Annotated in this window: 10 protein-coding genes; 1 reads left to right on the top strand and 9 read right to left on the bottom strand. The window is 70.2% G+C overall.

Annotation, left to right across the window (positions count from 1 at the left end; all coding sequences use genetic code 11):
- Positions 1 to 585 precede the first annotated feature (585 nt).
- Positions 586 to 1,437: a thioesterase family protein gene (locus tag BZL64_RS20365; protein ID WP_086770631.1), complete on the bottom strand. Its 852-nt coding sequence runs from the start codon at positions 1,435 to 1,437 to the stop codon at positions 586 to 588.
- 155 nt (positions 1,438 to 1,592) lie between these two features.
- Here BZL64_RS20365 and BZL64_RS20360 point away from each other — a divergent pair, with 155 nt between their 5' ends.
- The gene (locus BZL64_RS20360) at positions 1,593 to 2,837 is read left to right on the top strand and encodes an alpha/beta hydrolase (protein WP_086770630.1); all 1,245 of its coding nucleotides are present in this window, start codon (positions 1,593 to 1,595) and stop codon (positions 2,835 to 2,837) included.
- On the opposite strand, the gene BZL64_RS20355 is transcribed toward BZL64_RS20360, so the two are convergent.
- From BZL64_RS20355 to BZL64_RS20320, 8 genes are all read right to left on the bottom strand, one after another.
- Entirely contained in the window at positions 2,746 to 3,402 is a 657-nt protein-coding gene (locus BZL64_RS20355; RefSeq protein WP_086770629.1) for a trimeric intracellular cation channel family protein, read from the bottom strand. The two genes, BZL64_RS20360 and BZL64_RS20355, sit on opposite strands and share 92 nt — an antisense overlap.
- A gap of 64 nt (positions 3,403 to 3,466) precedes the next feature.
- Positions 3,467 to 4,840, bottom strand: coding sequence for a dipeptide ABC transporter ATP-binding protein (locus BZL64_RS20350; protein ID WP_086770628.1), 1,374 nt, complete (start codon positions 4,838 to 4,840; stop codon positions 3,467 to 3,469).
- Entirely contained in the window at positions 4,837 to 5,934 is a 1,098-nt protein-coding gene (locus BZL64_RS20345) for an ABC transporter ATP-binding protein (protein WP_073497465.1), read from the bottom strand. Before BZL64_RS20345 ends, BZL64_RS20350 begins: the two co-directional genes overlap by 4 nt.
- Complete coding sequence (locus BZL64_RS20340; RefSeq protein WP_086770627.1) at positions 5,931 to 6,929, bottom strand: ABC transporter permease; 999 nt, start codon at positions 6,927 to 6,929, stop codon at positions 5,931 to 5,933. Before BZL64_RS20340 ends, BZL64_RS20345 begins: the two co-directional genes overlap by 4 nt.
- Positions 6,930 to 7,039: 110 nt before the next feature.
- Positions 7,040 to 8,839 (bottom strand): ABC transporter substrate-binding protein, encoded by a 1,800-nt coding sequence (locus tag BZL64_RS20335; protein ID WP_086770626.1) that lies wholly within the window; start codon positions 8,837 to 8,839, stop codon positions 7,040 to 7,042.
- A 65-nt stretch (positions 8,840 to 8,904) separates the two neighbouring features.
- Entirely contained in the window at positions 8,905 to 9,912 is a 1,008-nt protein-coding gene (locus BZL64_RS20330; protein ID WP_086770625.1) for an ABC transporter permease, read from the bottom strand.
- A 315-nt stretch (positions 9,913 to 10,227) separates the two neighbouring features.
- Positions 10,228 to 11,028 (bottom strand): enhanced serine sensitivity protein SseB C-terminal domain-containing protein, encoded by an 801-nt coding sequence (locus tag BZL64_RS20325; protein WP_086770624.1) that lies wholly within the window; start codon positions 11,026 to 11,028, stop codon positions 10,228 to 10,230.
- A gap of 185 nt (positions 11,029 to 11,213) precedes the next feature.
- Positions 11,214 to 12,008 carry an enhanced serine sensitivity protein SseB gene (locus BZL64_RS20320; protein ID WP_086770623.1) on the bottom strand — a complete coding sequence of 265 codons (795 nt, stop codon included), beginning with the start codon at positions 12,006 to 12,008 and terminating at the stop codon, positions 11,214 to 11,216.
- Positions 12,009 to 12,374: the final 366 nt, after the last annotated feature.

The raw sequence follows: 12,374 nt of genomic DNA, 5'->3' as shown, positions 1-12,374 counted from the left end.
GAGTTGCGGCCTCAGGGGCCCCGACGTGTGCCCCCACAGGCACCCCCACCGGACCCACCGCTCGGCGCACCCGAGGGAACACCGCCAGGCGCACCGGTCGGCGCACCGGTCGCGGTGCCGGTAGGCGCACCGGTGGGGGTGCCTGTGGGGGCACCCGTCGGGGCCCCTGAGGCCGCAACTCCAGCCCCGTCCGGCGCGCCGGACGGCGCCCCCGAAGGCGCTCCGCTCGGCCGCCCGCCGGGCATCCCGCTCGGCGCCCCACTCGGCCGCTGACACGCCTCCTGCCCGCTCGTGCCGCCGTCCGACGACGCCGAGTCGCCCGAGCCGCAGGCCGCCAGGGCGAACGGCGCGAGCGCCAGCAGGGCGGCGGCGGGGAGGAGACGTACCGGCATGGTCGGCGCACGCTTCATGAGAGACAGCTCCAGGAAGGATGAGGAAGGTCTGAGACCGCCACTCAACCAACGCCGCTTGGGGCCCACTTGGGACCGCCCTGTCCGCCGCCTGTCCATCGGGTAAAGCGGGGCTCAAGTGTGCGACGCTCTCCGCGCCGAGCCGCGCCGCGCCGGTGCCCGACCGGGACGGCCGTCAGGCCAGCCGTACGCGGGCCAGTTGGCGCGACTGTGCCACCAGCCGGTCCTGGCTGTCCCAGACCTCGCCGTCCTCTTCCAGGAAGCCGCCCGCGAGGTTGCGGGTGGTGAGGGAGACGCGCACCGGGCCGGGGGCCGGGCGGCAGCGGACGTGGACGGTCAGCTCGATCGTCGGGACCCAGCCGACGACGCCGAGGTCGAAGGCGGTGGGCGGCAGGGCGTCCACCGCGAGCAGCAGGGAGAGCGGGTCGGCGTCGCGGCCGTCGGCGAGCCCGAACCAGGCCCGCATCTCACCCTTGCCGGAGGGCTGTCCGAGCGCCCAGCCGACGGTGGACGGGTCGAGCTTGAGCATCAGCCGCTCGGCGATGGGCTGTTGGTCGACGTCGGGGGCAGGCCCGTCCTCGGGCCCGAAGCACTGTCCGATCGGCGCGAAGGCGGGCGGCTTCGCGGAGGTGCGGACGTCGTCGGGAAGCGCGTCGAGATCGCCGTAGGAGGCGAGGACACGGATCCGTTCGACTTCGCGGCCCTCCTCGTCGTACTGGAAGAGGGAGGCCTGGCCGGTGGAGAGGGTGCGGCCGGCGCGGACGGGCTCGGTGCGGACGACGGCCGGGCCGGGGCGCGAGGCGCTCAGGTAGTGCGCGGTGACGGTGAACGGGTCGCTGTGCGGCAGGGCGTCGGCGAGCGCGCGGCCGAGCACGGCGAGCAGATAGCCGCCGTTGACGGCACCGAAGACGGTCCAGCCGGCCGAGAGGTCGGTGTCGTACACGCCGGGCTCGCGGAGGGTGACGGCGGTGTCCCGGTCGAACTCGCTGTCGCCGAGGGCGGCGGGGGCGATGGCTGCTTCAGGCATGCATGAACGGTACAACAGGCAATTACTAAGCGGTAGCTTTTCTCTTGCTCCTCGCCCGGACCCTCCGTCGGACCCGGGTGAGGAGCGGGCAATTTCCCGGTAAGTGTCCGCACTCGTCCGTAAACCTCAGGCCCCTCTTTTCCCTCTGCACAGGCATGAGCCTGACCGGGACTCCGTTCCTCTACACCCTGATCGCGCTGTCCGTCGTCGCCGTCGGCCTGCCGCTGCTGCTGTGGTCGCGCCTGCGCGGACCCCGGGTGCTGCGTGCCGCGGCCCGGATGCTGATGCTGCTGTTCGCCCAGGGCACGGCCGTCGCGCTGGTCTTCGTGGTGGTCAACAACGACAACAACCTCTACGACGACTGGGCCGATCTGCTGGGCACCGGCAGCCATGTGGAGCAGGCCGCCGACCTGGGCGCCGACGGCACCGGCGGCATCGCCATGGAGCGACTGCCCCGGGTCCGGCAGACGTTCACCCGCGCCGACGGGCCCGGCATGCACGCGGCCGGCGGGGTCAGGGTCACCGAACTGAAGGGCCGCGTCTCCGGCGTGACCGCCGAGGTCTATGTGTGGCTGCCTCCGCAGTACGACGACCCCGCCTACCGGCATCGCAGGTTCCCCGTGGTGGAGCTGCTGCCGGGCTACCCGGGCTCGCCGAAGTCGTGGTTCGGCGCGCTGGGCGTGCACGAGCAGCTGCTGCCGCTGATGCGTGAGGGCACGGTCGCGCCGTTCATCCTGGTCGCGCCGCGTACGACGCTGCTGCCCGGCGTGGACACCGGCTGCGCCAACGTGCCCGGCACGGTCAACGCCGACTCCTGGCTGAGCCTCGACGTGCCGAAGATGGTGAAGGACAACTTCCGCGCCGAACCCGCCCCACGGGGCTGGGCGGTGGCCGGGTACTCGGCGGGGGCGCACTGCGCGGCCAAGCTGGCCGTCGCCCACCCGGACCGCTTCCGGGCGGCGGTCAGCATGTCCGGCTACAACGACCCGATCGGCGAGCGCGACTCGCTCACCGCGCAGAACCCGGCCCTGCGCCGGACCAACGACCTCTGCCTGATGCTGCGCGGGGCCTCCACCCCGCCCGCCGTCGCCCTGTACGTCTCCGGCCAGCCGCACGACGGGTACGAGGCCGGCCTGGCCCTCCAGCGGGCGGCGAAAGCCCCGACCAGCGTGCACGTCGTCCACGTCCCCAAGAGCGCGGGCGGTCACAACATGGCCCTGTGGCGCCCGCAGGTGGTACCCGCCTTCCGCTGGCTGACCACCCAGCTCGACCAGCGGGGCGCGGCCGGCGGCACCGCCCCTGCCTCCCCTACTCCTCCCGCACCGTCGAGCGACGGTTCCACGCACGCGGCGCTCGCCAGTGGAACCGCATCGCGAGCAGCCGAAGGACGAAGGCCGTGAGCGCGGCCACGCCGCTGGCCAGCGGGGTGAGGACGTCGTAGCGCAGGCAGACCGCCACCATCGTGGCGCCGACGATCGCCGGGACCGCGTAGAGGTCGCGGTCCCAGCGCAGCAGCGAGGGCACCTCGTTGGCGAGGACGTCGCGCAGCACACCGCCGCCGACGGCGGTGGCCAGGCCCAGGGCGGCCGAGGCGGTGAGGCCCAGGCCGTGGTCGTACGCCTTCACCGTGCCGGAGACGCAGAACAGGCCGAGGCCGGCCGCGTCGAAGACGTTCACGCCGGACTGGATGCGCTCCACGTGCGGGTGCAGGAAGACGACGAGGAGGGCGGCGAGCAGCGGGGTGAGGAAGTAGCCCAGGTCCGTGAAGGCGGCGGGCGGCACGGCCCCGATGATCACGTCCCGGAAGATGCCGCCGCCCAGCGCGGTGACCTCGGCGAGGACGGCGATGCCGAAGACGTCGAAGTTCTTCCGCACGGCCAGCAGGGCGCCGGAGATCGCGAAGACGAAGATGCCGATCAGGTCGAGCGTGTGCTGGACGGATGGGCTGAAGAGTTGCTGGAGCACTCTACTATTCTCACCCAGCACAGAGCCCCTGCCTTACATTGCAAGGCAGGGGCTCGTTTGCTTCTTACTTCTCCTTGGCGGGAGGCTCCTCTTCGGAGTCCCCGGCCTCGGGGGCGTCCGCCTCGGGAGACTCGGCCTCGGGAGCCTCCGGGGTCTCAGCGGCCTCCAGGATCTCCGCCTCGGTCTCGGCCTCCGGGGTCTCAGCGGCCTCCGGGGTCTCCGCCTCGGTCTCGGCCTCCGCGGCCTCCGCGACCTCCGCCGCCACTGCCGCCGACGTCTGCGCCGACTCGGCGAGCACCTCGTCGGCCACCAGCTCCGCCGCCTCCTTCGCGGCGGTCAGCAGGACGGTGTCCTGCGGAGCCTGGTCCGCGAAGTTCTCCGGGTGGTGACAGGCGACCTGCTGGCCCGGCCGCAGCTCGACGAGCTTGGGCTCGGTGGTCTTGCAGATCTCCGTCGCCTTCCAGCACCGGGTGTGGAACCGGCAGCCGCTGGGCGGCGAGATCGGCGAGGGCACGTCACCCTTGAGCAGGATGCGCTCGCTCTTGGCGTTCTTGCGCCGCGGGTCCGGGATCGGCACCGCCGACATGAGCGCCTTGGTGTACGGGTGCATCGGCGACTTGTACAGCAGCTCGCGGTCGGCCAGCTCGACGATCTTGCCGAGGTACATCACCGCGATCCGGTCCGAGACGTGCCGGACGACGGAGAGGTCGTGCGCGATGATCACGTACGTCAGGCCCAGCTCCTGCTGGAGGTCGTCGAGCAGGTTCACCACCTGGGCCTGGATCGACACGTCCAGCGCGGAGACCGGCTCGTCCGCCACGACCAGCTTGGGGTTCAGCGCGAGCGCGCGGGCGATGCCGATGCGCTGGCGCTGGCCGCCGGAGAATTCGTGCGGGTAGCGGTTGTAGTGCTCGGGGTTGAGGCCCACGACCGACAGCAGCCGCTGCACTTCCTTCTTGATGCCGCCCTCGGGCGTGACGCCCTGGAGCTTGAAGGGAGCGCCGATGATCGTGCCGATGGTGTGGCGCGGGTTCAGCGACGAGTACGGGTCCTGGAAGATCATCTGCACGTCGCGGCGCAGCGGACGCATGGCACCGACACCGAGGTGCGTGATGTCCCTGCCCTCGAACTCGACCGTGCCGTCGGTCGGTTCGAGCAGCCGGGTGATCAGCCGGCCCATCGTGGACTTGCCACAGCCGGACTCGCCGACCACGCCGAGGGTTTCGCCGGAGCGGACCTCGAAGTCGATGCCGTCCACCGCGTGCACGGCGCCGACCTGCCGCTGGAGCAGGCCCTTCTTGATCGGGAAGTGCTTCTTGAGCCCGGTCACCTTCAGCAGGACCTCGCCGGGGGCGGCGTCCTTGGTGAGGGTCGCGGCGCCGCCGCTCGGCTCGCCGGTGGTCTGCGCGGGGATGGTCACCGCTTTGTCGTCACTCACAGCTTCGGCGCAATCTCTTCGGTCCAGATACGCTCCCGCTGCTCCTTGCCCAGGTGGCAGGCGGCCCAGTGCCGGCTGCCGACCTCGGCCAGCTCCGGGCGGACCGTGCGGGTGACGTTGTCCTTCGGGAGGTCCGCGTACGGGCAGCGCGGGTTGAAGGCGCAGCCGGACGGGATGTTGATCAGGGAGGGCGGGGAGCCCTTGACCGGGATCAGGCGCTCCTGCTGGTCGCGGTCGAGTCGCGGCATCGAGCCGAGCAGACCCCAGGTGTAGGGGTGGCGGGGTTCGTAGAACACCTTCTCGGCGGGGCCGCGCTCGACGCACCGGCCGCCGTACATCACCAGGAGGTCGTCGGCCAGTTCGGCGACGACGCCCAGGTCGTGGGTGATGACGATGACCGCGGAGCCGAACTCCTTCTGGAGATCGCGGATGAGGTCGAGGATCTGCGCCTGGACGGTCACGTCCAGGGCGGTCGTCGGCTCGTCCGCGATGAGCAGCTCGGGGTTGTTCACGAGCGACATCGCGATCATCGCGCGCTGGCGCATGCCGCCGGAGAACTCGTGCGGGTAGTTGTCCACCCGCTTGTCCGGCTGCGGGATGCCCACCCGGTCGAGCATCTCGACCGCGCGGCGCTTGGCGGTCTTCTTGTCGACGTCGTGGTGGATGCGGTACGCCTCCACGATCTGCTGGCCGATCGTGTAGTACGGGTGCAGCGCCGACAGCGGGTCCTGGAAGATCATCGCCATCTGACGGCCGCGCAGCTTGCGTACGTGGTCCGGGTCGGCGGACAGCAGTTCGGTGCCGTCCAGCCAGATCTCACCGGAGATCTGGGCCTTGCGCTTGCCGTACTGGCCGGCGGTGTGCAGGCCCATGATGCCGAGCGAGGTCACCGACTTGCCGGAGCCGGACTCGCCCACGATGCCGAGGGTCTTGCCCTTCTCCAGCTGGAAGCTGAGCCCGTCGACGGACTTGACCAGGCCGTCGTCGGTCGGGAAGTGCACTTTCAGGTCGCGCACTTCGAGGAAGGCGCTCGGCGCGGGCGAGGCGGCGGTGGGTTCGCCCACAGCCGCTCCGCTCTTGCTGAGGTCGGTCATGTGAGCCTCACTCGGGGGTCGATCACGGCGTACAGGATGTCCACCACGAGGTTGGCGACGAGCACCGCGAGGGAAGTGATCAGGGTGACGCCCAGGATGATGGGCAGGTCCTGGTTCTTGATGGCGTTGAGCACCGCCTGGCCGAGGCCGGGCAGGTTGAACGCCGTCTCGGTCAGGATCGCGCCGCCGATGAGGGCACCGAGGTCCATGCCCAGCATGGTCAGCAGCGGCGTCATCGTGGAGCGCATGGCGTGCTTGCCGATGACGGTCCGCTCCTTGAGGCCCTTGGCGCGGGCGGTGCGGATGTAGTCCTCGCCGAGGATCTCGAGCATGGTGGCCCTGGTGATGCGGGCGTACATCGCCGCGTACAGGAACGCCAGGGTGATCCACGGAAGGATCATTCCGCCGAACCAGCCGGAGAAGCTCTCGTCCAGCGGGACGAACTGGCCGTCGAACAGGTCCAGTCCGTACACGAAGATCGACAGCGCGACCATGCCGGTGAAGTAGATCGGGAGGGAGACGCCCGACAGCGCGATCACCATCGCGCCGCGGTCCCACAGGCTGCCCCGCTTGAGAGCGGAGAGCACACCCGCCGAGACGCCGAGGATCAGCCACAGCACGGCTGCGCCCAGCGCGAGGGCCAGGGTCACCGGGAAGCGGTCGGTCAGCACGGGCCAGACGGCCTGCTCGCTGCGGAAGGAGTAGCCGAAGCAGGGCGCGGCGCACTGGATGGAGTCGCCACCACCCGTGTAGGTGCGGCCGGCGAAGATCCCCTTGAAGAACTCCCAGACCTGGGCGTAGATCGGGTCGCCCAGACCCAGCTTCTCACGCACACCCTCGACCGCGGCCGGGTCGGCCTGCTTGCCCACGAAGCTCAGGGCGATGTCGACGCCCGCCCACTTGGGGATGAGGAAGAAGATGCCGAAGACCACCATGACGATGACCACAAGCATCACTACGGCGGCGAACAGCCGCCTGATGAGGTAAGCGAGCACAGCTCTCGGCCCGCCGCGGACCGCGGGCCACCGGAGGTCTTCCGGTGGCCCGCGCTCCCGCTGCGCCGGCCTTCACCTGCCTTTCGTGCCGTTCGGCGGGTGTGCCGGGACTACTTCTTCGGGTTCTTCAGACCGAGGTTGACGAAGTCGTACTGACCGCTGTAACCGTCGGTGGTGTAGACGTTCGCCAGGTTGTCCGAGCGCCAGTTGATGAACCGCTCGAAGACGAAGGGCAGGTAGTACGCGCCCTCCATCACCTTGTGGTTGATCTCCGTGGCGATCTTGGTCTTGCCGGCGTCGTCCAGGGTGGTGACGTACTGGTCGAACAGGCCGTCGATCGCCTTGTCCTTGATGAGCGCGTAGTTGTTGTTACCGCTCTCGGAGATGTACTTGCTGCTCCACAGCGGGAGACCGAAGCCCTGGACGGACGGGAAGTCCGGACCCCAGCCCATGATGATGATGCCGTAGCCCTTCTTCTTCACGTTCGAAGGGCTGCCGATGATGCCGGCGGTCTGCGAGCCGTCGTACTGGTCGATCTCGACGGTGACGCCGATCTTCTTCAGCGAGGCCTGGAGGGACTGGGCCGTGGCCACCTCGACCGGCTTGTTGTTGCGGACCGCGATGGTGGTGGAGAAGCCGTTCGGCTTACCGCAGGCCTTCAGGGCCGCCTTGGCCTCGGCGATGTTGCCGCCCTTGTTGTCCGTGGCGAGCTTGTACGGGTCGTACTTCTGACCCTCGGCGCCGGGGACGGACGGGGGCAGCATGTTGGTGCCGATGTCGCCACCGGCGACCGGGCCACCACGCGCGGTCTGGAGCGACACGTGGTCGGCACCGAGGATGACGGCCTTGCGGCACTCGATGTTGTCGAACGGCGCGACGCTCTGCGGGAAGACCGCGTAGCGGACGTAGCCGGAGACCGGGTTGTCCAGGTTGCCCTTGTGCTGCTTCAGGGCGGTGGTGCGGCCCTGCGGCGACATGCCGGTCTGGTTCAGGTCGAGGTCCAGGTCACCGCTGAGCAGGCGCTGGTCGAGCTGGTTGGCGTCCGAGAAGAACTGGATCGTTATCTCGTCCGGGTAGGCCTTGCGGATCGGGTCCGAGGCCTGCTTCCACTCGGTGTTGCGGACCAGCTTGAGGTCCTTGCCCGGGCTGTACGAGGCGAACTTGTACGGGCCGGAGGAGAACGGCTTGAGGCCGTACTTGGACTTGGTGTCCATGTCCTGGCGGACCGGCGACGCGGAGACCAGGGCCAGCATCTCCTCGAAGTCCGAGTTGGCCACGGGGAGCTTGAAGACGATGGTCTTGTCGTCCGGCGTCTCGATGGCCTTCAGACCGAGCTTGTCGGCCGAGGTGTCCTTGTAGGGACCCTTGTACTCGCCCTTGGGGTCGAGGACGTCCTTCAGGTACGTCGGACCGCCGGACAGCACGTCCTGCGCCCACACGCGCTCGATGCCGTACTTCACGTCCTTGGACGTGATCGGCTTGCCGTCCTCCCACGTGACGCCGTCACGCAGGGTGTACGTGTAGGTCTTGCCGTCGTCCGTGACCTTGGCGGTCTCGGTGGCGAGGTCCGGAGTGACCTCGGCGCCCGCGGCGCCCGGCTCGGCCTTGTTCGTGACCAGCTGGCGGCTGTAGTAGCGGGCGAAGTTCCACATCATGCCGTAGTAGCCACGCGTGGTGTCCCACGAGTCGGCGTCCTGTGCGGCACCGAACTTCAGCGTGCCGCCCTTCTTGGCCAGGTCGGCCTGGGCGACCTTGTTGTTCGCGGCGTCGAAGCCGGCGGCACCGGTCTTCGAGCCGTTGTCGCCGTCGTCCGAACCGCCGCCGCACGCCGCCGTGGTCAGCAGCGCGGCGACCGCGGCAGCAGCGGCAATTGCCTGCTTCCGCCGCCCTGAGGTGCGTTGGGTAGTCACGATGTCGGATCCTCCGGATGTGATGAGAGACCCCGTGTGGATGCCACGGGAGGCTTGGGTGCGGCTCAGCGGGATGCCTTCGGGTCCAGCGCGTCCCGCACGCCGTCGCCGAAGAGGTTGAAGGCGAGCACGGTGATGAAGATCGCCAGGCCCGGGACCACCATGTACATGGGGTCGGACTCGTAGTAGTCGATCGCGCTCGACAGCATCTGGCCCCACGAGGCCGTGGGCGGCTTGACGCCCACGCCCAGGAAGCTGAGTGCCGCCTCGGTGAGGATGTTGGTGGGGATCATCATCGTGGTGTAGACGACGATCGGGGCGACGAGGTTGGGCAGCAGTTCCTTGAACAGGATGTACAGCCGTCCGGCGCCCAGCGATCGGGCGGCCTCCACGTACTCGCGCTCTCGCAGGGAGAGGGTCTGACCGCGCACCACGCGTCCGATGTAGGGCCAGCCGAAGAAGCCGATGACCAGGATCATCACGAAGACCCGCACGTTGGAGCCGGTGAGGCCCAGCAGGTCGTTCGGCATGACGGAGACCAGCGCGATGATGAACAGCAGCTGGGGGAAGGCGAGCAGACCGTCCATGACCCGGCTGACGACCGAGTCGACCCAGCCGCCGAAGAAGCCGGCGAGGATGCCCAGGACGGTTCCGAGGATCACGGCGACGACGGCCGACAGGAAGCCCACCAGCAGGGAGATCCGGGCGCCGTAGAGGATCCGGGCGAGGATGTCGCGGCCGTTGACCGGCTCGACGCCCAGCAGGTGCTCGCCGCTGATGCCGCCGAGGGAGCCCGTGGGGGTGCCGAACAGCGGGTCGATGAGGTTCTCGTGGTACTCGTTCGGGTCCTGACCGAGGATCGAGGTGATCATCGGGGCGAACAGCGCGACCAACACGAGGAGCAGCACCACGATGCCGCCGCTCAGGGCGAGTTTGTCCCGCTTCAGGCGCTCCCAGGCGATCCGACCCAGGGAACGGCCCTGTACGGCCTTCGCGTCGGCGGTGGCCACCGTCGCTTCCTCGGCCGGGCTCGGGGCCGCTTCCGCGGTCGGCTCGTGCAATGGTGCCGTCATCTGGCAGGGACCCCTCTCAACCGGCGGTAGCCGGCCCACACTTGCCGCTGTAGCGGCGTGATCAGTCCGTCGTACACAGGGGCGAAAGCACCCCTGATGCGGGAGTCTTCAACGCTTTGGCGATCTGTAGCCAGACTTGACGGGGAAAGGATGCGCAAACGTGATGCTCTCAGGAGGAATCCGTTATCCGGACGGTGGGTAACGAGGGGCGGACGGGTGCGAGTTGGGGCAGAACACCCCAAAAAGGGACTTACCGCCTTGATCTACGCGCGAAGATTCACTGCGTCGAACCGAGGTGACGCGCGACGGTGCGCGTCAGAAACGACCGGCCGGCGGGAAGCCGTAGCCGCTCGCGGGAGCCGGGGCCGGCGGGGCCGCGGGGGCGTGCGCCTCGCGGTCGTAGAAGGGGCGGGCGTGGGCGCGCATCCACAGGACGACCGGGTCGTAGTCGTCGCTCATGGTGACGGTGGAGACCGGCAGTCCGTCCGGCACCGCGCCGATGGACTGCTGCATCATCCCCCGCACCGCGTCGACGGCCTGCGGCGAGGTGTCGTAGACGTCGAGCCCCAGGGCGAGGTAGGGCGCGCCGACGGCCGGCTGGACCCAGGCGCGGCGCAGCGAGCGCAGGGCGGGGGTGCGGTGGGCGTTCTGCGCGAGCAGGGCGTAGAACTGTGGGATCTCGATACCGGGCTCGGACAGCCGGAGCGGCCCGGCCGGCTGGCGGTCCAGGCCGGTGGCGATCCGCCGCAGGTCGAGCCAGGGGATGCCGACGCCGCCGCCGGGGGCGTGCGGATTCAGCCAGAGGCCGTAGTGGTCGGGGTAGAGGGTGCGGGCCACGTCCAGCCCGTCGACCACCTCGTACGACCGGTTCCAGCCGCTCGCGGACAGCTCCTGGGCGGAGGTGACACAGGGGGCGTAACCGTGTCCCTCGACCTCCATCGTGCCGTACTGGGCGTCGGGGGAACCGGCCTGACCGTGCCACAGCAGCATCCACACCTGGCCGGTGCCCGGGGTGGCGAGGGCGCGCAGGAGAGCCTCGTAGGCGTCGTAACGCCCGGGGGTCACCTGGCGCAGCATGTGCTCGACCTGCCCGGCCGCGATGCCGCTGGCGCTCACCTGTACCGCCCCTTCGATAAGTTGCCCCGCTTTCGGGAGACCAGCTTAGGTCTCTTCACCGACAACGGGGGCCCCGGAGGTGCCGGGTTGTCCGTCGCCGGCGGGGCCGGACCGGGGGCCGCCCGCCGGGCTCTCGCGGCGACGCCGCATACCGGTACAGAACGCCCCATTACGGGCTGGCGAGTTCAGTGGCCCCTGGAGTAGAAGGGCCGCACGTTGTCCTTCAGCCACCGGGCCACCGGGTCCTCCGTCACGTCGAGCAGGACGAGGTTGACCGGCCAGGGCGCCTGGGCCCGGCCGAGGGCCCTGCCCAGGGCCGCGAGGGGGAGCTCCCGCAGATCGCCCTCCCACTGGGAGAGTTCGACGCCGACGAACATCACCGGGTCGGCCGTCTCCACCGCGGCGAGGCACCGGCGGGCGGTGAGGACGACGCCGATCGCCTCGAACTCGGCGGAGGCGGCGGACAGGAAGTCCACCGGGTCGTGCTGCCAGTCGGGCTCGTAGAGGCGGACGCGGCCACCGCTCGCCGGTCCGTCCAGCGGGGTGCGGCCGGTCCGGCACAGCTCGGCCACGGCCATCGGGGGCAGCGGGATGCCGACCGTGCCGTCCGGGTTCACCAGGATGCCGACCTGCGGGGGCAGTCCACGGGCGAACTCGACGGCCGGGGCGATCGTGAACGACATGTGCGCGCCGACGACCTGCCGCAACTGTTCCTCGGAGCTGAACACGGGCACGAACGCCTGCCCCTCCAGCTCCAGCGTGGGCAGGTCCAGCGGACCGCTGTGCGGGCCGCCCCCGCCGGGCAGCGGCACCCAGACGAAGCTGCGGCCGAGCACCTCCACGATCCGTCCCCCCGCCTCGGGCACGCCGAGGGAGGCGGAGAGCACCTCCTCCAGCTCGTTGCCGGGCCATCCGCCGTGCGAATGGGGGTGTGCCTGTGCCGGGAAGCCCGCGGGGAAGTCCGCCGGGGGGAAGTCCATCTGCCTACCGCCTGCTGGGAACCACTGGATGTGGCTCAAAAGGCTATCGGGTACGGGAGCGTGGGCGAGCCCTCGGCCACCGGCCGGGGGCGGAGCCCGTGGCCGGAGGCCGCGGGGCGGTGATCGCAGACCGCGGGACGGTGACCGCAGGCCGCAGGTCCGTGGCCGGTCGGCGGCCACAGGCCGGCTGCGGTGGTGGCCAGGGGCCGCGGGCGATCACCGGGTGCCGGTCGCAGGAGTCCGGGGCCGGAGGCCGGCGGCGGTTGCCAGGGGCCGCGGACGATCGCCGGTCGCCGGAGGCCGGAGCGGCGGCCACGGCCCCGCGGGCGATCGCCGGAAGGCCGGCGGCCACAGGGCCCTGTTCGG

Origin of the sequence: Streptomyces bobili (assembly GCF_002154575.1) — a bacterium.
GTDB classification, from domain to species: domain Bacteria; phylum Actinomycetota; class Actinomycetes; order Streptomycetales; family Streptomycetaceae; genus Streptomyces; species Streptomyces bobili.
The sequence above is the reverse complement of the archived record's forward strand: the minus strand, read 5'-3'. Positions and strand labels throughout refer to the sequence as shown.